This is a genomic window from Marinobacter sp. M5B, assembly GCF_042604615.1.
GTDB lineage: Bacteria > Pseudomonadota > Gammaproteobacteria > Pseudomonadales > Oleiphilaceae > Marinobacter > Marinobacter salarius.
Genome location: NZ_CP156894.1, coordinates 3,368,329 through 3,389,800 on the forward strand (window position 1 = coordinate 3,368,329; position 21,472 = coordinate 3,389,800).

The 21,472-nt window shown below is 56.5% G+C and carries 21 protein-coding genes; 8 read left to right on the top strand and 13 right to left on the bottom strand.

What is annotated here, in order from left to right; all coding sequences use genetic code 11:
- Positions 1-12: 12 nt before the first annotated feature.
- On the bottom strand, positions 13-339 hold the full coding sequence (locus AAGD24_RS15275) for a hypothetical protein (protein WP_036209362.1): 327 nt from the start codon (positions 337-339) through the stop codon (positions 13-15).
- 120 nt (positions 340-459) lie between these two features.
- The gene (locus AAGD24_RS15280; RefSeq protein ID WP_075196998.1) at positions 460-1,080 is read right to left on the bottom strand and encodes a pyridoxamine 5'-phosphate oxidase family protein; all 621 of its coding nucleotides are present in this window, start codon (positions 1,078-1,080) and stop codon (positions 460-462) included.
- Positions 1,081-1,173: 93 nt separating this feature from the next.
- Here AAGD24_RS15280 and AAGD24_RS15285 point away from each other — a divergent pair, with 93 nt between their 5' ends.
- From AAGD24_RS15285 to AAGD24_RS15295, 3 genes are all read left to right on the top strand, one after another.
- Positions 1,174-2,604 carry a PLP-dependent aminotransferase family protein gene (locus AAGD24_RS15285; RefSeq protein ID WP_075196997.1) on the top strand — a complete coding sequence of 477 codons (1,431 nt, stop codon included), beginning with the start codon at positions 1,174-1,176 and terminating at the stop codon, positions 2,602-2,604.
- A 41-nt stretch (positions 2,605-2,645) separates the two neighbouring features.
- Complete coding sequence (locus AAGD24_RS15290) at positions 2,646-2,789, top strand: DUF3096 domain-containing protein (RefSeq protein WP_007152669.1); 144 nt, start codon at positions 2,646-2,648, stop codon at positions 2,787-2,789.
- Between the two features lie 94 nt (positions 2,790-2,883).
- Positions 2,884-5,307 (top strand): putative bifunctional diguanylate cyclase/phosphodiesterase, encoded by a 2,424-nt coding sequence (locus tag AAGD24_RS15295; RefSeq protein ID WP_379865561.1) that lies wholly within the window; start codon positions 2,884-2,886, stop codon positions 5,305-5,307.
- A 24-nt stretch (positions 5,308-5,331) separates the two neighbouring features.
- On the opposite strand, the gene AAGD24_RS15300 is transcribed toward AAGD24_RS15295, so the two are convergent.
- Positions 5,332-6,195, bottom strand: a complete 864-nt coding sequence (locus AAGD24_RS15300) for a DMT family transporter (RefSeq protein ID WP_036209353.1) — start codon at positions 6,193-6,195, stop codon at positions 5,332-5,334.
- 121 nt (positions 6,196-6,316) lie between these two features.
- Here AAGD24_RS15300 and AAGD24_RS15305 point away from each other — a divergent pair, with 121 nt between their 5' ends.
- The 3 genes from AAGD24_RS15305 to AAGD24_RS15315 all read left to right on the top strand — a co-directional run bounded on the left by AAGD24_RS15305 (position 6,317) and on the right by AAGD24_RS15315 (position 9,993).
- The gene (locus AAGD24_RS15305; RefSeq protein ID WP_041334166.1) at positions 6,317-7,240 is read left to right on the top strand and encodes a helix-turn-helix domain-containing protein; all 924 of its coding nucleotides are present in this window, start codon (positions 6,317-6,319) and stop codon (positions 7,238-7,240) included.
- A 135-nt stretch (positions 7,241-7,375) separates the two neighbouring features.
- Complete coding sequence (locus AAGD24_RS15310; RefSeq protein WP_051947020.1) at positions 7,376-8,119, top strand: ABC transporter substrate-binding protein; 744 nt, start codon at positions 7,376-7,378, stop codon at positions 8,117-8,119.
- Positions 8,120-8,370: 251 nt separating this feature from the next.
- Positions 8,371-9,993 (top strand): M28 family metallopeptidase, encoded by a 1,623-nt coding sequence (locus tag AAGD24_RS15315; RefSeq protein ID WP_085679571.1) that lies wholly within the window; start codon positions 8,371-8,373, stop codon positions 9,991-9,993.
- Positions 9,994-10,005: 12 nt separating this feature from the next.
- On the opposite strand, the gene AAGD24_RS15320 is transcribed toward AAGD24_RS15315, so the two are convergent.
- From AAGD24_RS15320 to AAGD24_RS15330, 3 genes are all read right to left on the bottom strand, one after another.
- Complete coding sequence (locus AAGD24_RS15320) at positions 10,006-11,739, bottom strand: BamA/TamA family outer membrane protein (RefSeq protein ID WP_379865564.1); 1,734 nt, start codon at positions 11,737-11,739, stop codon at positions 10,006-10,008.
- A gap of 9 nt (positions 11,740-11,748) precedes the next feature.
- A complete protein-coding gene (locus tag AAGD24_RS15325; RefSeq protein ID WP_305936642.1) occupies positions 11,749-12,399 on the bottom strand; it encodes a dimethylsulfonioproprionate lyase family protein in 651 nt (216 codons plus the stop codon).
- Between the two features lie 119 nt (positions 12,400-12,518).
- Positions 12,519-12,893, bottom strand: coding sequence for a hypothetical protein (locus AAGD24_RS15330; RefSeq protein WP_085679556.1), 375 nt, complete (start codon positions 12,891-12,893; stop codon positions 12,519-12,521).
- A 111-nt stretch (positions 12,894-13,004) separates the two neighbouring features.
- Here AAGD24_RS15330 and AAGD24_RS15335 point away from each other — a divergent pair, with 111 nt between their 5' ends.
- Entirely contained in the window at positions 13,005-13,574 is a 570-nt protein-coding gene (locus AAGD24_RS15335; protein ID WP_350034036.1) for an NnrU family protein, read from the top strand.
- 4 nt (positions 13,575-13,578) lie between these two features.
- Here AAGD24_RS15335 and AAGD24_RS15340 read toward each other — a convergent pair whose 3' ends face one another.
- Both AAGD24_RS15340 and AAGD24_RS15345 read right to left on the bottom strand, forming a co-directional pair.
- Complete coding sequence (locus tag AAGD24_RS15340; protein WP_143743924.1) at positions 13,579-14,472, bottom strand: sigma-70 family RNA polymerase sigma factor; 894 nt, start codon at positions 14,470-14,472, stop codon at positions 13,579-13,581.
- A gap of 25 nt (positions 14,473-14,497) precedes the next feature.
- Positions 14,498-14,950, bottom strand: a complete 453-nt coding sequence (locus AAGD24_RS15345) for a carboxymuconolactone decarboxylase family protein (protein WP_379865567.1) — start codon at positions 14,948-14,950, stop codon at positions 14,498-14,500.
- Between the two features lie 144 nt (positions 14,951-15,094).
- Between AAGD24_RS15345 and AAGD24_RS15350 the strand changes: the two genes are divergently transcribed.
- Positions 15,095-15,940 (top strand): DUF72 domain-containing protein, encoded by an 846-nt coding sequence (locus AAGD24_RS15350; RefSeq protein ID WP_379865569.1) that lies wholly within the window; start codon positions 15,095-15,097, stop codon positions 15,938-15,940.
- Between the two features lies 1 nt (position 15,941).
- On the opposite strand, the gene AAGD24_RS15355 is transcribed toward AAGD24_RS15350, so the two are convergent.
- From AAGD24_RS15355 to AAGD24_RS15375, 5 genes are all read right to left on the bottom strand, one after another.
- Positions 15,942-16,583, bottom strand: coding sequence for a response regulator transcription factor (locus AAGD24_RS15355; RefSeq protein ID WP_041334154.1), 642 nt, complete (start codon positions 16,581-16,583; stop codon positions 15,942-15,944).
- A gap of 54 nt (positions 16,584-16,637) precedes the next feature.
- The gene (locus AAGD24_RS15360; RefSeq protein WP_041334152.1) at positions 16,638-17,987 is read right to left on the bottom strand and encodes a cache domain-containing protein; all 1,350 of its coding nucleotides are present in this window, start codon (positions 17,985-17,987) and stop codon (positions 16,638-16,640) included.
- Between the two features lie 193 nt (positions 17,988-18,180).
- Complete coding sequence (locus tag AAGD24_RS15365) at positions 18,181-19,473, bottom strand: TRAP transporter large permease subunit (protein WP_075196986.1); 1,293 nt, start codon at positions 19,471-19,473, stop codon at positions 18,181-18,183.
- Positions 19,470-20,015 carry a TRAP transporter small permease subunit gene (locus AAGD24_RS15370; protein ID WP_379865571.1) on the bottom strand — a complete coding sequence of 182 codons (546 nt, stop codon included), beginning with the start codon at positions 20,013-20,015 and terminating at the stop codon, positions 19,470-19,472. The genes AAGD24_RS15365 and AAGD24_RS15370 overlap by 4 nt, the downstream gene beginning before the upstream one ends.
- Positions 20,016-20,135: 120 nt before the next feature.
- On the bottom strand, positions 20,136-21,218 hold the full coding sequence (locus tag AAGD24_RS15375; RefSeq protein WP_007152684.1) for a TRAP transporter substrate-binding protein: 1,083 nt from the start codon (positions 21,216-21,218) through the stop codon (positions 20,136-20,138).
- Between the last annotated feature and the right edge of the window lie 254 nt (positions 21,219-21,472).

Genomic DNA, 21,472 nt, shown 5'->3' on the forward strand with positions numbered 1-21,472 from the left:
ATAAGGGCCCGCTTAGCCAAAATAATCCTGCATCCAGTCCACCAGCGTTTGGGCACTGACCTCCGACAACGCCATGCCCTGGAACTCATCACCCACTTCATCATCGATGGTCACGAACTGATACAACAACACGCCTGGCTGGTTGTCGTGCAGGATCAACGTTATGCGGCGACGGGTGCGCAGACAGTCAATGGTCATGACATCCGCAGGAATACCCGAATCACGCATGCCCCGGCGCACTTCCAACACCGGGTTGATGTGCTCATGGGCAGCCTGGATGCGGGTATGGGCATCACTGGCAATATCGGACAAGGCTTTCAGGGGATCAACATCGGACATGCGTTGCTGCCTGTGTTATCTGGCAAGTAAATGAAACGATTGTGAACACAGTTTACCTTGAATGACCCCCAATCATAACCTGCCGGCCAACGATCGGGGGCATCAACGCCTGCACTCACCTTACGCGGGCAGCACACCGTGCCACACCGGGAGCGCCATATCCTCGGGTTCCTCTCCAGGACCGCCATCCCGGCTTTTGAACGCGCCCTCCTCGATCGGAATCCGGAACAATGCCGTCGCCTTCCGCTCCTTCGCATTGGGGGCACGCACCTGCTCCCAGCGGCCCGGTTCAATCTGATTAATGATGGCCTGAAACGCGGCGTCGAACTCACGATCATCCGACACTGGCGAGGCCCTGCCGAACAGCACCAGCGATTCATAGTTGGCACTGTGGTGGAACGCTGACTTAGTCATTACCCACTGGTTTGTCACGGCAAATGAAATGCACAACTGTTGTCCCGATGCCAGCGTCTGCGCCAACCTGCCACCGCTGAGTGTATGCAGGTAAAGGTCGTCAGCAAGACGCCAGGCCGTGATCGGGATGATGCGTGGCTCACCTTCTTCCACAAAACCCACATGCGCTGTTTTTAATCTATCGATCAGGGCGTAAGCCGGCGCCCGCTCATAACTGGCTCTCCTGGCCGCGCGCTTCACCCGACTGCGAGGACAGCAAGACAGCGGTGATGACGGCGGTGATAACGGTAGTGATAAAGGGGTATCCGTGATTTCCTTCCGAGACATCGTATGCTCCTTTTGCAAAGTACGTCTCTATTAGAAGCAACATCTGATACCATGGAAAGATCCAGATTATAGATTTCAATAGGACCAGTTAAGGTGATTGACGATATACGGTTCGAACACACCACACCGCTGCAAACACAGCTTTATCAACACCTGTCCCAACGCATTATCCATCGACGTTACCTGCCGGGAAGCCAACTGCCCTCCAGCCGTCAGCTGGCAGCAGACCTGGGTATCAGCCGCAACACCGTCAATGCCGTTTACGACCAGTTGAAAGCCGAAGGTTTCCTGCAAAGCCGGGCTGGTCGGGGCGTATTCGTGCATCAAGACCTCAACCTGGCCATCAACCAACCTACCGGCGGAGCCATTCAAACCACGCAGGCCATGACCTTGCCGCCACTGCCGCCGGCTCCCGCCAGCCGCCTGAAGCTCGGGGAGGACGCCAACCTGCCCTTCCAGCCCGGGCTGCCCGACATCAACGCCTTCCCCATTCGCAGTTGGAACCGAATACTGCACCATCAGGAGAGCCGAACAAGCCTTCGCGGCTATGACACAACCCAGGGTTACCAGCCATTGCGCAGAGCCATTGCTGATTATTTACGAGCTTCCCGCGGGGTGCGTTGCCAGGAACACCAAGTGATCGTGACCAATGGGGCTCAACAGGCGCTGTCGCTGATTGCAGACGTGCTGTTAAAACCCGGTGACAGGGTCTTTGTTGAGAACCCCGGCTACCGGGGCGCCCGATACGCCCTTGGTCGTCACGGCAACCCACTGCTGCCCGTACCGCTCAAGCAACAGGTTCTGGATGTCGGCGTCCTGGACAGCCTTGGCGACGCCAAACTGCTGTTCTGCACACCGACTCACCAATACCCCATGGGCGGTATTCTCGATGTCTCCCAGCGCATGGCACTGCTACAGTGGGCGCGCCGAAACCAGACGTGGATCGTGGAAGACGATTACGACAGCGAGTTCCATTTCTATAACAAACCGTTTGCAGCCATTCAGGGCATGTTCGATACCGCCCCCGTTCTCTATGTGGGCAGCTTCAGTAAGACACTGCTGCCAGCCCTACGCGTCGGCTACCTGATCGTACCAGAGGCACTCGTCGACCATTTCCTCTGGGCCAAGCGTGTCAGCGGCGGAGAGACACCGTTACTGACCCAGGCAACCATCGCCGAGTTCATCGACAGCGGCCAGTTCACACGACATCTGCGCCGTATGCGCCAACTCTATCGTGATAAGTGGCATCATTTTCAGGCGCGGGTTACCGAAAAGCTTGGCGGCAGGCTGGCCCCCATAGCGGAAAGTGCCGGGATGCATTTGGTTCTGAAAGGCAACGTGGATGACCTTGCCCTGAGTCAGCAACTGAGAGACCTGGGCTTCGGCAGCACGGCCCTCAGCGAGCACTACATCGGAAGAACCGCGCAAACCGGGCTGGTGATGGGATTCGCGAGTGCGAGCGAGTCACAGATCGAGGCGTGCGTGGATGCACTGTGCAGACTTACCGACTACGATGAAAGATAGAAAAAACACGCTCCAACGTACTCGACAGGGATATTACTCTTATGACACTTCACCTTGAACTGGCGCCACTGATCAGCCTGGGCGCGGGCATTGGCATACTCGTGTTTCCAAAGCTGCTGAACTACATCGTGGCGGGCTATCTGATCATCCTCGGTGTCCTGGGGTTGTTGGGGCATACGTTATAAGCCGACGCCCCATTGAGAAAATGCCACCTACTGGCACCATTTGTGGTGCGCCATTTATGTTGTTTTGCACCATGTATGGAGAGTACCGGCAGCCATGCGACGCAAAGGACAGCAACCCAATCTTCAAAGACAACTGATCGCGCTGGTGGCAGGACTGTGCCTCACGATCATCCTGACGGTGTGTTTCATGGTCGCCGTGGTGCAGGTGCAGTCGGCAATCACTGCCTATACCTGGGGCGAAAGCGTCTGGTCCCGAGCGCAGATCGATACTGTCCACCACCTCAACCGGTTTTCCGAATCTGGTGATTTTTCGCACCTTGCGAAGGCGAGGCAGGCGCTGGCGGTGCCCATCGGCGATCTGCACGCCCGCGTCGCCATCACCTCCGATACGCTCGATTGGCAACGTGCCAGGCATGGTTTTCTCCAAGGGGGCAACCATGAAGAAGACCTGACCCGCATGATTCTGCTGATCCGTCTTTTTTCGTGGCTTGATCAACTGGAGCGGGCGTTAACCGCCTGGGAGGGCGCCGATGACCTGCTGTTTGAACTGGATCAGATCGGCAATGCGATGGAACGAGAGTGGTTGGCGGCACCTCCGGATCGCGAGCAACTGCAGGCCCTGCGAGACAAACTCGCGATTGTTGACCAGCAACTGCAGGTGAATGCCCGGGAATTCCGCCTTTCCATGGGAGACGCCTCGCGTTGGGCCGCCAGCTTCCTGTCTGTTGTCAGTGCATTGTTCCTGACTCTTGTGGCGCTGCTGTCCTGGTTCCTGGGATTCCGGCTGGTGAGACTGCTCAATCGAACCGAGCAGAACTTCCGCTCGATCTTCGAGCAGTCCGCCATCGGTATCATCCAGATTGATACCGAGGGCCGAATCGTTAATGCCAATCAGGCGACCTGCGACATCCTTGGCTACCGGCCCGATGACCTTGTGCATCGCCCCTATCGGGAGCTGGTCCATCCGGAAGACTGGGACGTTGCCCGGGAAGAACGACGGGATATCAGCTTCGGTAACATCGACAGCTATACGACCGAGCATCGCATTGTTCGAAAAGACAATGACTTCTTGTGGGCCAGGCTCACCGTATCCCGCGTGTGGGATGTGCCCAGCGCTTCAGCGTACTTCACAACGGTTATGGAAGACATTTCCGAGTCTCACCGTCTGTCGACGGAATTGAGCTACATGGCGACCCATGACAGCCTGACCGGCCTGATAAACCGAAGAGCGTTTGAGCAGCAGCTTGCCAGCCATCTCGGGCACGTCCGCAACGGAGGAAAACAACACGCCCTCTGCTACATCGACCTGGACCAGTTCAAGCTGGCGAACGACACGTCGGGCCATGACGCGGGCGACCAACTTCTGCGCCAGGTATCCGACATCATTTCAAAGAATCTGCGCGAAGCAGACATCCTCGCCAGACTGGGCGGCGACGAGTTCGGTATCATTCTTCAGAACTGCGACCTCGACACCGCCCATCATGTGGCTGAAAAGGTGCGGGCCTCTCTCGACCACCTGGTGTTTTCCTGGCAGCAAACCAGCCACACCATCAGTTGCAGTATTGGCGTGGTGCCTATAACCGCAGAAAGCGCGGGCATCAGCGCCCTGATGAAAGCCGCCGACATTGCCTGTTACACCGCCAAAGACGGCGGCCGCAACCGCGTGTGCGTGATGTCGATGGACGACAAGCAGATGGCCTCCCAGCAGGGCGAGATGGAATGGCACAACCGCATTCAGACCGCGCTTCAGGACAACCGCTTTTTCCTTGAATGCCAGATAATTGCCCCGCCTACGGGCCGGGGCAAGGGGTTGCGATACGAGGTGCTGATTCGCATGCGCTCACAGGATGGTTCGGTGGTGCCTCCCAGTGCTTTCCTACCCCCTGCGGAGCGCTATGGCATGGCATCGAGAATCGACCGCTGGGTTATCGAGAATGTACTCGAAAAACTGTCCGCCGCCCCAGAACACCTTGGTGCCTTGGAAGCCTGCCACATCAACCTGTCTGGTCGCTCGTTCGATCAAACAGACTTCGCGGATTTTGTGGTTGGCAGGTTCCACCATTACGGGGTTCCAGCGAACAAGATCTGCTTCGAAATCACCGAAACTGCCGCCGTCCATAACCTGCTGGAAGTTCAGGCCTTTATGAAACGCCTGAGCGATATGGGGTGCAGCTTTGCCCTGGACGACTTCGGTTCAGGGTTGTCGTCGTTTGGTTACCTGCGCCGATTACCAGTTACCTGCCTGAAGATCGACGGGATGTTTGTTCGCGATATCGTCACCAGCAAAACAGACCTTGCAATGGTCAGGGCCATTCATGACATTGGCCGAACCATGGACATGATCACGGTGGCCGAGTACGTCGAGTCCGAGGATGCAGCGTCGTTACTGAAGGAGATCGGCGTGGATCTTCTCCAGGGCTTCTGGGTCCATCGGCCTTCCTCACTGGATGACATCCTCGGCACGGAACCCAGCCGTCTCTCGGAAAAGATGACGCATCTGAAGCTCCATACAACGTAGCGGTTTCCGAGGCCCCACGGGATATCATTTGACTCGGCGAAACAGCACGTAATTTCCCAGGATGGCCAGTAGGGCACCCAATACGGCGGTTGTTGTCCATTCAAAGCCTTCCAGCCAGGTCGATACACTCAGGGCAACCACCGGAAACAGCACCGTTGCATAGCCAGCCCGGTCAGCACCGAGGGTCTGGATCACAGTGATGTAGCAATAAAACGCAATAATGGAGCCGGGTACCGCCAGGAAAACCGTTGCGCCCCAGAAGGTCGCGGAGGTTGGCACCACCCACTCCACTCCCTGCAACAGACACCAGACGCCGAGGATCACAGCGCCGTAAACCATGGCCCAGGCATTCGCCACCAACAAGGGGATTTGCGCCAGCCGAACCTTGATACTCACCAGGTTCCCCATGGAAAACCAGAACGTGCCGGCAGCCGCAAACAGGATGCTGGCACCGGTGGCGTTGCCAAGCTGCAGATCATGCCAGAACAGCAGGGCCACGCCAGTAATCCCCAACGCCACTGCGGGATACAGACGGGCGGTGGGCTTCAACCGCAACCATAGCCAGCCATTCAAGGCATTGAACAGCGCCGCCAGTGAAAACACCACCGCCAGCAACCCACTGGTCATGGACTCGGCGGCACGGTATATGAGCAGGAAATTCACGCTGTACAGCGTCAGCCCCTGCAAAAAAAGCCAGCCATGCTGCTTGAGCGTCAACGTCTGCAGGCGCCCAAGCAATGCAAGCACCACCAGAGCCACAACAGAAGCCATCAAAAAACGATAGAACACCGAAACATCCACCGGCGCAGACTCAACCTGCAGGCGAATGGCCGTCCAGGTCAGGCCCCAGATCAGTACCGTCAAACCGTAGTGCATGGAAATCGGCATAACAGTCATTCCCTTTAATAAGTGACGCATTGATGTATCTAGTGGCCGATCTTATGACAGTGCGAAGGGGAAAACTTGTCAGATCCTGCGCAACCATGGATGATTCTTGCGGAGGCCCGATATGCAGACCAGCTCACCCCAGATACCCGATTCAACGAAGAATCCCCACAGGGAACGCCGCGACATTGTGGACGCGCTGCGAGCCGCTGGCGTGGCGCCTCAAAAGCTCATGGAGCTGGACCAGGGCCGCGCCCTCGCACAGTGGCAGAACCGCAAGGGCGAGGTGCGTTACGAGCGACCGCGCCATCACGCCCTGAGCATTTACATTAACGAGGGCGACAAAGCGAGGCGGGTGGTAAACGGACGGGCCGTGAGCCAGGGCTTTCCGGGGGCTGTTTGCCTGTTTCCCGCCGGCAGTCAATCCACCTGGCAGATCGACGGCCAATTCGAATTCTTCCACCTCTACTTCAATGACCTGGACATCGCCCGCTGCGCAGAACAGACCTGGGACTGCGAACCTGACCGGGTTGAACTCAGTGAGCGATACCACACGCAGGACCCGGTTCTGGCCCAGGCGGGCCAGTTACTGGCACTGAGTGACTGGCTCGCCCCCGGTCAGTCCATGGCGATGGATCACCTGGCCCAGTGGCTGTTACTACAGGTGGTTAGTCGTCACTCGAACGTACAGCAGGCAACTCCCTCTGTTACCGGACAACTCTCACTGCGTTACCGCCGATTGCTACAGGAACGTATTCACGCGCAGTTGGACCGGACGTTGACCCTCGCGGACATGGCGGGCTGGGTTAATCTGAGCCCTTACCATTTTGCCCGCCTGTTCCGGGCGACCTTTGGCTGCGCACCCTATCAATACGTTCAGGAACAACGCCTGACCCGGGCCCGGGACCTACTCCGCCAACCGGGAAGTAAAATCACTGCCATCGCCCTCAACTGCGGTTTCAACGACGCCAGCCAGTTCAGCCGGGCATTCAAGGCGAGGTTCGGAGAGACACCTTCCGTCTACCGTGCCCGGACAAACGCCCGGTAGAACGTCAGCATTACCTGCCACTTTCACTACATTGCCAAAATGTAAAGAAGAGGAATCCAGCATGCCACGCTGGATTCCTCTTCAATATCATGCCGCACTCCGTAAATACCGTAACCATACATGTGGAGTGGGTTCATGAAAGGAAAATTCGGGCTGACAATGGCCCTGATGTTAACGGCAGGTTGTACGACTGCCGCAGAAGAACTGCGGATCTACACAGAGCAATACCCTCCCTATAACATGACCACCAATGGTCAGCCATTTGCCCATTCAGAAGCAGACATCACAGGTCTTTGTACCGATGTCGTGAAGGCGCTTCTGGGTAAAGCCGAGCTGGATTACAGCATTAAACTCCGGGACCTCAGCTATGGCCTCAACCGGGCCGAACGGCATCCTGACCACGCCATCTACTGCGTATCCAAAACAGAGGATCGAGCGCCTTTTTTCGACTGGGTGGGGCCACTGTCCTCCATCGAATGGACACTGTTCGCCAAACCCGGTTCGTCCATTGAACTGAACACCCTGAACGATGCCCACAGCTATCAGATCGGTGGGTACAAGGGCGACGTCATGACCAACTTTTTGATCGACAAGGGCTTTGACGTTTCCGCAATCAGCAATAACGGCCTGAATGCGCGCCGCCTGGTCCAGGATCAGATTGACCTCTGGGTAGCTGACGGTCTGGCTGGCCCGTACCTGGCTGCTGATGCGTCCGATGTAACCGGGCTCGAGCGCGTTCTGGTGTTCCGTGAAACGCCAATGTATCTCGCCGTCCACAAGGACACCGCCCCCGAGATCCTGCAGGCTCTGAACAAAAGTTACCAGGCACTGGTTGAGTCCGGCGAAAAGGAGACCATTTCCCGCTCCTACGGATTCTGAGCGCACCGCAAGAGCGCCCTTCCTGCCTCCCAACGCCGACGTGACCAACACTCACGTCGGCACCTCTCGAAACCTAACGTTTTGTAATGTTTTCCGCCTGGATGGACAAAAAATCCGCGACTAGTCTTGCGGTAGGCATCGATGGAAGTAGTGATGCCCGGGCGCCTGTTTAACATCCATTCAGGCCTCCCCGCGCTGAAAGTCCGCCACAAGCGGACCTAACAACAAACTCCCAGGATTGGAGAATCACAATGAAAATCAGCACCGCAAGCCGCACCATGGCTTTAGGATCCCTTTTCTTTGCATTAACCGCACACGCCTCGCCAGGCCAGAAATCCACCGGCGATTTACTCAACGATTTCTGGAGCCCGGATCGAATCAGTCCGTTTGAGTGTCGCTTTGGCATTCTCAATAGCACGCCATTTGGTCTGCCCCGCTGCATGCAGGCAAGCAACATCCAATACCACCTGGACCGGTTATACGGCATTGCCGAAGCCAATGATGGCAATCGCGCTGCCGGCTTACCTGGATACCAGGCGACGGTCGATTACGTTAAAACCACACTGGAGAGTGCGGGCTATGACGTGACCATCCAGCAGTTTCCTTTCAATGCCTTCTACCCGACCGGAGACGGCATTCTGCAGGCCACGGCACCCACTCCGACCGACTATGTATGGGAAGAGGACTTTACCTACCTGTCCCAGACCGAGCCGGGCGATGTGACGGGCATGGCCGTTGCCGTTGACGTTCAACTCGGCCCCGACAATACCTCCACCAGTGGCTGTGAACCCGAGGACTTTACCGACTTCCCCGCTGGATCGGTCGCCGTCATCCAACGGGGAGCCTGCGCCTTCGGGCAGAAAGCAACCAACGCGGCCAATGCTGGCGCCGCGGGTGTGGTGATCTTCAACCAGGGCAACACGGAAGACCGCAAAGGCCTGATCAACGCCACGCTCGGCGATGACTACGCCGGGGGAGTTCCCGTCGTGTTCACCACCTACGACATTGGCGCTGGCTGGGTTGAGCAGCAGGACCTCCAGCTCAGAGTCGTGACCAACGTGGTGAGAGAGCAAACCGAAACCTCCAACGTGATTGCCGAAACCAATCGGGGCAACCCTGACAACGTCGTGATGACGGGCGCTCACCTGGATTCAGTGTTTGAAGGGGCTGGTATCAACGACAATGGCTCCGGCAGCGCTGCGCTTCTTGAACTGGCCCTGCAAATGAAACGGGCTCACCCCCGTAATCAGGTCCGCTTTGCCTGGTGGGGTGCGGAAGAGGCCGGCCTGGTTGGCTCAACGTTCTACGTCAACAGCCTTTCCCAGGAAGAGAAGGACAAGATCAAGGTCTACCTGAACTACGACATGATTGGTTCGCCCAACTTCGGCAACTTTATCTACGATGGCGATGGTTCTGACTTCGATCTGGCAGGTCCTCCGGGATCAGCCGCCACGGAGGCGCTGTTCGAGAAGTACTTCAACCTGCGTGAAATCGCCTCAGAGGGCACGCAAATCAGCTTCCGCTCAGACTACGCGCAGTTCTTCGAGGACGGCATTGCGTTTGGCGGGCTGTTTACCGGTGCGGAAGTGCTGAAAACCGAAGAGCAGGCGGCCAAGTTCGGTGGCGAGGCTGGCGTTGCTTTCGACCCCTGTTATCACTCAGCCTGTGACGACATCACCAACGTCGACGAGCTCGCTCTTGAGATCAACGGCGATGCTGCCGCCTTCGTGACCAGTTGGCTGTCACTCTCAACGCGAGTGATTGACGAGGAAATTGCTGCCGCGGAAGAAGCAGAACCGGCCGCTGGCGCCCGCACACTGCAAGTGGAGCAGAAGCACGACATCACCCATTGGGGCGACAAGTGGATCAAGTGACATGACTGTCGCTTAGAATCGCGAACGACCCCGCAACAAGACCTGCACCTGGTCAACGCTGTCATCTCCCGCCAGCGGGAAGGCGAAGTCCAGGTGCAGCATTCGCTGTACTTCGATCCGGCTTGAGGCCAGCCTCAGGCCGAATCCCACATCCGTCAGTACGCCGTCATCGGGTCCGCTATTGCGACCATCATCAAACCAGGCTCTGCCTACATCGGTGAAAATTACACCCCCCATGCGAAACAGCTCGAAAGGGTGCCAGTCCGGGAAGTAACGGCGCTCCAGTGTCCACAGCGCTCTTCTGTTGCCCTGCTGGTAGTTGCTCGGATAACCACGAAGGCCATTGTCACCGCCAATAAGAAGCTGTTGATCCACGGTCAAATTGTGCGCTGCCGTGAACGACAGGTTGGTGTACCAACTGTTCCAATCCACTGCCCCGCCATGAAAGTACTCCAGGCTCAGGGTTCCGATAAGATTCTCGAAACGGTGCTGGTCAAATCGCCAGGTGCCGCTCTGACTGAACCCGTAGCTGGCGTAGTTGGTGTCAGTGGCCAGCAAAGCATCCCGGAAGTCCATATTCAGTACGGCGCGGTCTTCCGTCGCTCCAAGTCCCGGCGAGGAGTACCCCAGCTCGGTACGCCACACAAAGCCGTCCCGCACGTCCTCGACCCGTTGCAGACGAGTCAGGTTTGTCATTTCCCGGAAGCGGTTCTCACGGTAGTCAAACCCGACCCATGGGTAGCTCAGTGTCCGATCATCGGGCAGAAGGTCCAGATTGGTTTCATCCGGTAAGCGCTCAAACGCCCGGGCATCGTAGCGAAAACCGGCAAGCAGTCTTAACTGGCTGCCATTGCGTTCTGCCAGTCGCCAGCCGACATCAACACTGGCAAAATCGCGGTCCTGCCGATAGTCCGCAATTGCCTCCGCCCCCACATAGCGGGATTGTTCGCGAATGTCATCCTCACCACTCAGGCCAAATCGCCACTCCGCCAGCTCACTGTAGAATGGACGCTCAAGGTAGGCACTGCGACCGCGCCCATCACTGCGCTTATCGTAGGAAAGGCCTGCCTGCCAATGGGAGCCAAGCACGTTCGGATCATCGAAATCGACACTGGTCTCGCTGCGGTCGGCATCTTTTTTGTGGGAAATCCCCACGCTCTTGCCGGAACCCAGGAAATTCGGATCAGAAAGGCCGGTGTTGGTTTTATTCTCGCCTCCCGTCCTGGAAGCACCAACGCTCGGCAGTAACGTCCAGGTGTCACGTGCAAGCACAGTGACTTCCAGCTCATTCCCGCAAACGCGGGTAACACCGATCCACGCGGCCGTCAGGTACTCACTCTGCCGCAATATACGTTCGGATTCGTCCAGCGTACCCGGTTGGTAAACGTCACCTTCGTCGAACACCAACTGGGCACGCAGGGCCGATTTCCAGGTCGGGGTATTTAGGGCGTTCAGCGTGCGATAAAGAAAGTTGTCCTGTTCAGGATCGGTGGTATCGAAGATCGGGCGCCGAACAATGTTTATTCGGGTAATTTGGGCATCCTCGGGAATGATCAGATCACTTTGGCGTGCCAACTGGTCTCGGGGCTGATCAAGATCAATGGCTTCGGGCTGGATTTCGCTGGCGACACAATTGTTGGTATCAAGTTGCGCCAGCACATCCGAACTGAAAGGAGCAAGACCCAAAGGGAAAAGGAGTAGCCTCTGGAATAGAACGATCGCATCAATGTGCCTGACGCGAGCCATCACGGCACCTCATCGCTTGCGGCCAGAAAAGCTCATTGTTTGATTGGCAAGCTTCTCCTCTGTCCCCGTCCAGGCATAGGCCAGTAACGTAGGCTCAAAGTCCCCGGTCGTCATTCGATGGGCTTTCTCCGGAGGATTAAAGAACAGGGATCCGGGTGTGAACACACTGTAGTTGCTGTCTGACACCGATCCACTCAGGCAGATATAGGATTCGCTGATGCCATCATGGCTGTGCTCGGGGTAGGTGCAGCGAGGCCCAAACAATACCAGCCCCAAAATGACGTTTCTGCTGATTGCCGGGCCATTGGGGCCCATCAGTTCCGCGTACGCGTACTTGCGGGCCAGGCTTTTGTGCATTCGCTCATAACCATAGCGCCAGGTCAGTTGATCGGAAACCCGCATCAATGCCCTCACCACCGGCGCGGTTCGCTCACTTAGCCCCTGATCCAGCGCACGCCCCAGCCAGGCGCAAACAGGTAGCTCGACCGGCTGATCGAATTCCATGGACGGGTTGGTTTCAAGTTCCGCGTTCAGTCTATTGCGAACATCTTTGAGGTGTGAGCGGATGATTGGATTCCCACCTGCGGAGCCAAACCGGTAGAGATGCCAGTACTCACGAAACAGATATTGCCAGTCAACGTGATCAGAAAGTCTGTGCATCTGTCGTCTCCTGTCGGGCTCAGCCAAAATAATCGTGCATCCCGATACCGAGGATGGACTGTTTGACACCTGCACCCAATGTTAGCCCAACCCGAAGCAGGTTTGAAAAAACCGATTCCCTAATCTACGAGTCCGGATCGGGGGACCAGGCAGTTCATCGCTGTGATGGACAGATCCCGGAACACCTCTTCCGAGGCGATCACACTGGGAAATCGATCATAGATCCCACGGCGGCAGGTTGATGTACGGGCCTCGCTTTTGCTGACGCAGGTTGAGTGGGCCTCTGAACGGCGGCTTTGCCCGACAGTATCGTCACATAACGACGGGATCTGCTTAACAACCCAGTCCATGGCAACGCTACGCTCAACTGGATTCGCGGTCAGATTTGTAAAGCGGCTGGCATCTACTGACGGTGGGCGTTCCCGGGTTTGCTCCCACAACACAAACAACAGGGCTGCAGATACCAATACAACGGTGACTTTCGGAAACTTCATGGGCGCCTTATCAATCCAGTGAAACAGGCTTTGGATGATAAACGCTTGAGAATGTGCTGTCCCGGTTTGCGCAACTATACTGTCTGGAATTTCTCAACGGAGCATGGGTAAATGGCAACACTGATCGTTGGTCTGGTTTTATTTCTTGGCGTGCACTCTCTGTCCATCGTCAACGAACCGCTGCGCAATCGCCTGCACAACTCCCTTGGCGAAGGGGCGTTCAAGGGGCTTTACTCGCTGGCCGCATTGGTCGGTCTGGTTCTGATCGTTTGGGGGTATGGCAACGCCCGCCTAGACCCGACCGTGATTTACACCTCTCCAGGCTGGCTCCGGCACCTGGCCATGCTCCTTCTGATTCCGGTCTTTCCCCTACTGCTGGCCACCTATTTTCCGGGCAAGATCAAGGCAAAACTTGGGCACCCAATGCTCGTCGCGGTCAAGCTCTGGGCTTTGGCTCACTTACTCGCGAACGGGATGCTGCACGACCTGTTGCTGTTCGGCTCTTTCCTGGCCTGGGCCGTGGTGGATCGGATCTCCTTGAAACGCAGAACCCAGCGGCTGATTGCGACCCTGCCGGCCAGCAAAGCGAACGATGCCATAGCGGTTGTTGGTGGCCTTGCGGTTTATGCGGTGCTGGTAATGTGGGCTCACCAATGGCTCTTCGGGGTGGCGCCAGTGTGACACCCTAAACACGCAACTCTGGCAGGTGGCCGGCCAAATGCCCTAGTTTGTCCGGGTTGCGCACGACATAGACCGACTGGATACGGCCATCCACCACATCCAGTGTCGTGATCTGTGGCAGCCCATCCTGTTCAATGGTCAACCATCCCGGTAGCCCATTCACGAAAACGGCTTTAACCCACCGAGGGCTGGGCGATGCAGACTTGCGCGCCACGCCTTCAAAGAACCGGCTGATCCTGTCGGCACCAAGAATCAGGCGCCGCGCTGCAATCCTCTTTCCCCCACCATCGGTATGCAGTATGGCGTTCTCACTCAGCAGCGCCTTCAACGTTGCCACATCGCCACTGCGGGCGGCGTCGAAGAATCGATCGGTCAACTGATTATGCTCGCTTGAACTCACCTCATAGCGCGGGCGCTCAGCCTGCACACGTTTCCGGGCGCGGCTTGCGAGTTGGCGGCAACTGGCTTCACTGCGTTCCAGGCTCACAGCGACCTGGCTGAAATCCAGCCCAAATACATCGTGCAACAGGAATGCAGCACGTTCCAGGGGAGACAACCGCTCCAGCGCCAGCATCAGGGCAAAGGACACATCACTGGCAAGCGCCTCGGCGCCTGCCGGAGTGTCCTGACTTTCGACTATAGGTTCCGGCAGCCAGGGACCATCATAGACCTCCCGCTGCCGATGAGCGGCGCGAAGGCGATCAAGACAAAGCCGGCTGGTGACCGTGGTCAGGTAGGCCCGCACATCATCGACTGACAGGTGATCGGCATGGTGCCAACGCAGGTATGCATCCTGCACCACATCCTCTGCCTCCGTCACCGAACCCAGCATGCGGTACGCGACGCCTGTCAGGTATCGGCGCCAGTGATCAAACTGATGCGCGGGCTGTTCATTCATGGCAATTGGTTCCCGGCGTACTTGGTTACAGTTTACTGTCATTCGGGTGAACCGCCCGAAAGCCCACGCTGATCCGGTTCCAGACGTTGATCGCACCGATCAGCAACGTCAGGTCGACGAACTCCTTCTCGGTGAAATGCGCTCGCCCCTGCTCGTAATCCTGACTGGGTGCACCGGTGTCAGCCACGTTCGTCAGTGCTTCGGTCCAGGCCAGGGCAGCCCGTTCACGAGGTGTGTAGAGCCCGGACTCACGCCAAGCGGACAGCAGGTAGAGCCGTGCTTCACTTTCACCGGCTTTGCGGGCATCGCTGGTGTGCATGTGCAGGCAATAGGCGCAACCGTTAATCTGGGATGCCCGGGTTTTCACCAAGTGGATGAGGCTGTGTTCCAGCCCACAACTGCCAACGTACTCCTCCAGCCGGGTCATTGCGGCGATGGCGTCCGGGGAGGCCTTGTAGGCATTCAATCGCGTTTCCATTATCTTACTCCTCTGCATGGGGGGACACGAGGTGGCATCATGTCCACGTAGGTTCTACAGAGGTAGACGGGGCAGCCCTGATGTTTGTGACATACAGAGACTAATTTTTAGCAGACCCTTGATAAACGGTGGTAAAACGGGACCATGGCACAACCCTACTTTCTCGGCTGCCCCCAGTGGCAACATCCCGACTGGACCAGCCGACTCCCTCCCGGTCAGAGCCCACTGGCGCGTTACAGCAGTGCCCTCAATTGCGTGGAGGGCAACACCACTTTTTACGCCACGCCCAGCCAGGAACAGTGCCGACAGTGGCGGTCACAGGTGCCCGATGACTTTCGTTTCCTGTTGAAGTTTCCACGCCTGATCACCCATGACCGTCTACTGAGTGGCGCTGGCCGCGAAGTATCTGACTTTCTTGAGATAATTGCGCCACTCAACGATGTGCTTGGCCCCATCCTTCTGCAACTTCCCGCCAGTTTCGGGCCAGAGCGTCTGGAAAACCTCTGGCGATTTATGGATGCCCTGCCCCCGACCCTGACCTGCACCGTTGAGGTTCGCCACAGTGCGTTCTTTGACAAGGGAGAGGCCGAGAAAGCCCTGAATCGTGGCTTGAGAGAACGCCGCATTGCACGGGTGTGCATGGACAGCCGGGCACTCTTTGCCGCGGCCCCGGATAACGAGGAAACACGCGATGCACAGCGCAAAAAGCCGCGAGTACCAGTGCATCTGCTCCCTGTGGATGCAGCGCCGGTGATCCGCTTTGTCGGCCATCCCGACCTGGAGGCCAACCGTCCGTTTCTCGCACCCTGGGTTGAGCGCGCAGCTGCGTGGATCGAGGAAGGGAAACGTCCCTATATTTTCATGCACATGCCGAACAAGGGCGATGCCCTTTCCCTGGCGGCGCTCTGGAATGAGTTACTGCGTGAACGAGCACCCATGGTTGATGCCCTGGACCTCGACGAGACCCAGCCCCAGATGGGGCTATTCTGACTCAGAGCAACTGCTGGTCATAGGCGTACTTGGTCAGCTCCGCCGTGGTATTCAAATCCAGCTTGGACTTGATGTTTTGCCGATGGGTTTCCACCGTTCTCACGCTGATGTTGAGCTCATTGGAGATGGCTTTACTGCTAAGCCCTTTGGCCACTCTGGAAAGAATGGCCTCCTCGCGGCGAGTAAGTTTGCTCTCCACCGGCTCCATTGTTTCCCCATGACGAAACAACGTCTCGGTCGCTGCCCGGCAGATGTAGGTGGCGCCATCAGCCACGGTACGAATGGCGCTCACCATTTCCTCAACCGATACGTCCTTCAGGATGTACCCCTTGGCGCCATGAAACATCAGCTGTGAAATGTATTCCCGGTTGTCGTGCATGCTGAGGATAAGCACTTTCAGATCGGGATAGCGCTCCTGGAAAATTTTCGTTGTTTCAATCCCGTTCATGTTCGGCATGCTGACATCCATCATGATCACGTCCGGCTTCAGGTCTTTGACCCGTTCCAGGGCCTCCAGCCCATCGGTTGCCTGGCCGACGACGTCGATGCCCTTTTCCTGTTCCAGCCGCGCCCTGATACCTTCCAGGACAAGGATATGGTCATCGACCAGCATGACCTTCACTACAGATTCTGATGTGCTCATAGGACCGTTACCGTCAGGTTTACTAGACCGCCAGGCTTATCCTTATTCTTTCGACTATGCCTGGTATTGTTTGAACGAGGCCATTATCCGGGTTCCGTTTCCTGGCCGCGGAGACACCTCAAACTCCCCACCCAAAAACTCCACACGCTCGCGCATATTACGCAACCCGATGCCTCGTCTGGCGTATGCATCTTTCTCGGCAATGCCTACGCCGTTGTCGGAAATACACAGAAAGAGTCCCTCCGCATCCTCTTCCAGGCTCAGCGCCAACCGGGTGGCCTGGGCGTGTTTCTCAACGTTCGACAAGGCCTCCTGAACAATACGATACAGCGTTGTAGCCACCTCCTCGGAAATATCCTCCTGCGGTGGCTGGATATCTATGTCCATAACGATCCCGCTACGTTCGCGGAAGTCATCCAGCAACTGGTTGAGCGCCGCCAACAACCCCAGGTCATCCAGTACGCTGGGGCGCAGATCATGGGAAATACGCCGTACTTCCTGTATCGCACGGTTTAAAACCTCTCCGCCTTTCACCAGTGACTCCTGGGCGACGGAGTCACCCTCTGGAATATGGGTCATGGCCGTCTCCAACCGATATTTCACAGACACCAGCAGTTGATTGATGCCATCATGCAATTCCCTTGATACCCGGCGGCGTTCTTCTTCCTGATGTTGCACGGTCTTGTGGCTCAGCTCTTTCAGATTCTGGTCCGCCAAGCGATGTTCGTGCACATTAAACAGAACCCCCGCAGACACCACAACACCGATTGATACCATCAACGCCAACAGAATGGCCCACAGGGTCTGTTTAACGTTGGCGTCCACGCCCGCTTCGATGGCCCGCATCTCAGCGGCAATATCATCGATATACAATCCGGTGCCAAACATCCATTGCCAGTCTTCAATCTGTTCAACGTAGCCAACTTTATCCACTTCCTTGCCGGTGGAAGGCTGCTGCCACAGATACTGGTAATACCCTCCGCCATTGTCAGCAATCCGTATCAGATTCTGGATCAGATAGTTCCCGCTACTGTCCTGGAAATCGTACATATCCCGTCCGACCAGGGCCGGCTGTGCTGCGTGGACCAGGTTCAATCCGTCATGGGTGTAGGCATAGAAATAGCCGTCGTCACTGAATGAGGCCTCCTGCATCAGAGCCATAACCTTGTCGCGGGCTTCATCATCATTGGCCGCGTTCTGACGGACAAATTCGATAGCGGTGCGCATTATAGACACGTAGTCTTTCAACGCTGTTTCCTTGGACCGCCGCAGGTTCTGCTCAAAAATCTGCAGTTCGCGTTCCATGAGTATGTCGCCCTGGTGCAAGGTCACCGCGGAGAAAATACCGGTCACCACCAGCAGGGGAACCAGGGCAAGCAGTATCAATTTTGTTCTTAACGACATGACCGTCACATTGTCCTTTATAAGCACACGCCATCTAGGCATCGGTTGCGAGACTCCATCAGTCTAACCCAAACCGTAAAAAAGAGCGGGCCTGGAAAAGAGTCTCCCCAGGCCCGCCAAACCTCCAGTCAAGGTACTTCAGCCAGATCGAAACATGCCCTCAGCGTCATTGATAAAAGCCGCCTGAACTCGCTCAGGAGGATGACATACCAAAGAACGCGGGGAAGATCAGGATCGCGATCAGCACCATTATCTGCAGCAGTATGAATGGCGCCACACCGCGATAGATGTCGGTGGTTTTAACCTCGGGTGGTGATACTCCTTTCAGGTAGAAAAGACTGAACCCGAAGGGCGGCGTCAGGAAGCTGGTTTGCAGGTTCATCGCGATCAGAATGGCGAACCAGAGCATATTGATACCCATCAGTTCAGCGATGGGCGCCAGAATAGGTACGATGATGAAGGAGATTTCGACAAAGTCGATGAAGAAACCCAACACCAGAATAATAAGCATGGTCAGGATCAGGAAGCCCCATTTCTCACCCGGCAGTTGCAGCATCCACTCCTCCAGCAGGTAGTCGCCACCGGTGTAACTGAACACCATGGAGAAGGCGGTTGCCCCTACCAGAATGGCGAAGACCATGGCCGTCACCTTGACCGTATCCCGAGAGCTTTCCCACATCATCCTCCAGGAAAACTGGCGATAGGCCACGGCCAGAACCAGCGCGCCGACGGCACCCAGGGCTGAAGATTCGGTCGGCGTTGCGATACCGGTAAAGATCGAGCCCAGTACCACAACAATCAATGCCAGCGGCGGTATGATCGCCATCAGGGCTTTGCCGATTTCCTGTGCCCGGCTGTCGTCGCTATCCCGCGGCATCGCTGGCGCCGTTCCCGGCGATCGCCAACTGACGAACAGGATATACCCGATGTATAGCCCCACAAGCACCACACCAGGGATCACTGCGGCCTTGAAAAGGTCCCCTACAGGCAAGCCGAGCACGTCACCGAGGATGATAAGGATGATGGATGGCGGCACAATTTGCCCCAGGGTGCCTGACGCACAAATGGTGCCGCAGGCAAGCTTTTTGTCATAGCCATTCGCCAGCATGACCGGGAGCGAAATCAACCCCATGGCCACGACACTGGCACCCACCACTCCAGTGGAGGCGGCCAGTAAAGCACCGACCACGATGGTGGATATCGCCAGTCCCCCGGGCAATCCACCAAACAGTCGCCCCATGGACTCCAGCAATTGCTCCGCCAATCGGGTGCGCTGCAACACGATGCCCATATAAATGAACAGCGGTATCGCCATTAACACCGTGTTCTGCATGATGCTCATAATGCGGAATGGCATGAAGGCAAACAGTTGCGGCCCCTCTGCAATCAGGCCAAAAATCAACGCAACGCCGCCGAACGTAAACGCAACAGGAAAGCCCCACAGCAGCATGAAGAGGCAGACCCCAAACATTATCATCCCGATCATGCCAGACCTCCTGCACCGGTTTGCTCGTCGTAGGCGGATTCTTTGACAAGAACCCTGAGAGCGAAGGTCGCCATGCCCACGCTGGCAACCGCCAGCCAGAATGAAGAAAACGGGATCAGCCCTTTAACAATAAAGCGGTAGGGCAAACCTCCCGGATCTCCGCTGCCTTCCCCCATGTAATAGGCATCAAGCATGTATCCCCAACCCAGCCAGGCGATCATGGCGGCAATCGGAAGCGCAAAAAAAAGGGCCCCAACAAGATTGACCCAAGCCTTGAAAGCTTCACTACGGCCGGCATAAAGAACGTCCACTCGCACGTGGCCATCCGTCCTCATGGCGTAAGGAATGCCCATGAGAAAGACGACGGCGTACAAGTGCCACTCCAATTCCTGCATCCCAATGGATACCTCATTGAAGGCATACCGAGCCACCACATCGTAGAAAACATTCAGCATCATCAGGACAAATGCCACGCTTGCGACCCAGCCACACGCTCGAGATACAGCGCCTAACCCGTCATCCACAGCAATTAACCAACGCATTACAACTCCTCTTGCCGAAGCGGGGACTCCGGACCAATCGGGATTAAATAGGACTCATGAAAACACCCGAATGCCGACGCTTCTTACGAAGCGCCAAGCATCCGGCCAATGGCGGGAAACTTACTCTTCCAGTTCGGCCATGGTGTTCAGGTAGGCGCGCTCGGAGATGTCGATGTAAGCACGTGTTTTGTCCAGATAGGCCTGCTGTGACTTGATAATGCGCTGACCTTGCTCGTTATCCCTGGAATACGCTTCCAGGACCTTTTCGTTAGCCGCGACCATGGCTTTGAAGATATCGTCCGGGAAGGTTTTGACCTTGACGTTCGGGTACTCGTCACGAATGGATGCCCAAGCTTGTGCATTGGCATGCACGGATTGGGTCAGCATGTCGTAGGATGCCGTACGCATAGAGACACGCAGAACTTCCTGCAGATCCGCCGGCAGGTCCTCCCAGACATCCTTGTTGATCAGGAACTGCAACTCGGTGGCGGGTTCATGCCAGCCGGTGTAGTAATAGTCAGCAATCTGCTGAAAACCCAGACGCAGGTCCAGGGCCGGGCCTACCCACTCAACCGCATCGATGGTGTTGCGCTCCAGGGCAGTGTAAAGCTCTCCCGGCGGGATGTTGGTAGGATTAACGCCAACTTCGGCAAAGACTTCGCCAGCAAACCCGGGGATTCGCATTTTCAGCCCGTCGAGGTCTTCCAGGGTTTTGATTTCTTTGCGGAACCAGCCGCCCATCTGGTTGCCCGTATTACCGCCCGGGAACGACAGCATGTTATGGGGCTCGTACACTTCCTGCATCAGCTCCATACCGCCACCGTGGTAGAACCACGCCCATTGCTCCTGAGCGTTCATACCAAACGGCATACTGGTGAAGTAAAGGGTGTTGGGCACTTTGCCCTTCCAATAATAAGACGCTGAATGGCCCATATCGTATTGGCCCGCTTTAACCATATCAAAGACGCCAAAAGGCGCTTTGTGGCGGTTGGCGGAGTCGATCCGGATCTTGAGCCGGCCGTTGGACATTTTTTCGGCCATTTCCGCCATGTTCTTGGTGGCATCACCGAAAATCGGGAAGTTCGGCCCCCAGGTTTCTGCGAGTCGGAGGGTGTAGCTCTTATCAGCAGCGTGGGCAAAGGACGTGAACAGCACGGAGAACACCACTGCGGCGGTCGCAGCAGCTTTCAAGAAGTTTTTCATGATCTTGTTCCTGTTGTGTTTGTTGTATTAGAACGATGCTCGGGTCGTCATTCGCGACTTATGGTCACGATTTGAGCGAGAACTAACAATCCGTAGGAATGACCAAACCAATACGCAGTGATTACTTAGAGCGCCGCAGAAAAACTACGTATTAATACTTAGAGGTATATCCAACTCCTGCCCACCGTTTAAATTTGTAATCGCTAATAGTCGCGCCGCGCCCAAGCAAATGTCCCGGCTGCCGGGTCGATTGC

What these genes read in the sequence shown, in the direction of transcription:
- AAGD24_RS15310 (WP_051947020.1), top strand. Translation starts at nt 7,376, where the DNA reads ATGAAAGGAAAATTCGGGCTGACAATGGCCCTGATGTTAACGGCAGGT.
- AAGD24_RS15295 (WP_379865561.1), top strand. Translation starts at nt 2,884, where the DNA reads ATGCGACGCAAAGGACAGCAACCCAATCTTCAAAGACAACTGATCGCG.
- AAGD24_RS15305 (WP_041334166.1), top strand. Translation starts at nt 6,317, where the DNA reads ATGCAGACCAGCTCACCCCAGATACCCGATTCAACGAAGAATCCCCAC.
- AAGD24_RS15330 (WP_085679556.1), bottom strand. Translation starts at nt 12,893, where the DNA reads ATGAAGTTTCCGAAAGTCACCGTTGTATTGGTATCTGCAGCCCTGTTG.
- AAGD24_RS15335 (WP_350034036.1), top strand. Translation starts at nt 13,005, where the DNA reads ATGGCAACACTGATCGTTGGTCTGGTTTTATTTCTTGGCGTGCACTCT.
- AAGD24_RS15325 (WP_305936642.1), bottom strand. Translation starts at nt 12,399, where the DNA reads ATGCACAGACTTTCTGATCACGTTGACTGGCAATATCTGTTTCGTGAG.
- AAGD24_RS15340 (WP_143743924.1), bottom strand. Translation starts at nt 14,472, where the DNA reads ATGAATGAACAGCCCGCGCATCAGTTTGATCACTGGCGCCGATACCTG.
- AAGD24_RS15315 (WP_085679571.1), top strand. Translation starts at nt 8,371, where the DNA reads ATGAAAATCAGCACCGCAAGCCGCACCATGGCTTTAGGATCCCTTTTC.
- AAGD24_RS15320 (WP_379865564.1), bottom strand. Translation starts at nt 11,739, where the DNA reads ATGGCTCGCGTCAGGCACATTGATGCGATCGTTCTATTCCAGAGGCTA.
- AAGD24_RS15350 (WP_379865569.1), top strand. Translation starts at nt 15,095, where the DNA reads ATGGCACAACCCTACTTTCTCGGCTGCCCCCAGTGGCAACATCCCGAC.
- AAGD24_RS15370 (WP_379865571.1), bottom strand. Translation starts at nt 20,015, where the DNA reads ATGCGTTGGTTAATTGCTGTGGATGACGGGTTAGGCGCTGTATCTCGA.
- AAGD24_RS15345 (WP_379865567.1), bottom strand. Translation starts at nt 14,950, where the DNA reads ATGGAAACGCGATTGAATGCCTACAAGGCCTCCCCGGACGCCATCGCC.
- AAGD24_RS15275 (WP_036209362.1), bottom strand. Translation starts at nt 339, where the DNA reads ATGTCCGATGTTGATCCCCTGAAAGCCTTGTCCGATATTGCCAGTGAT.
- AAGD24_RS15300 (WP_036209353.1), bottom strand. Translation starts at nt 6,195, where the DNA reads ATGCCGATTTCCATGCACTACGGTTTGACGGTACTGATCTGGGGCCTG.
- AAGD24_RS15375 (WP_007152684.1), bottom strand. Translation starts at nt 21,218, where the DNA reads ATGAAAAACTTCTTGAAAGCTGCTGCGACCGCCGCAGTGGTGTTCTCC.
- AAGD24_RS15365 (WP_075196986.1), bottom strand. Translation starts at nt 19,473, where the DNA reads ATGATCGGGATGATAATGTTTGGGGTCTGCCTCTTCATGCTGCTGTGG.
- AAGD24_RS15280 (WP_075196998.1), bottom strand. Translation starts at nt 1,080, where the DNA reads ATGTCTCGGAAGGAAATCACGGATACCCCTTTATCACTACCGTTATCA.
- AAGD24_RS15360 (WP_041334152.1), bottom strand. Translation starts at nt 17,987, where the DNA reads ATGTCGTTAAGAACAAAATTGATACTGCTTGCCCTGGTTCCCCTGCTG.
- AAGD24_RS15290 (WP_007152669.1), top strand. Translation starts at nt 2,646, where the DNA reads ATGACACTTCACCTTGAACTGGCGCCACTGATCAGCCTGGGCGCGGGC.
- AAGD24_RS15355 (WP_041334154.1), bottom strand. Translation starts at nt 16,583, where the DNA reads ATGAGCACATCAGAATCTGTAGTGAAGGTCATGCTGGTCGATGACCAT.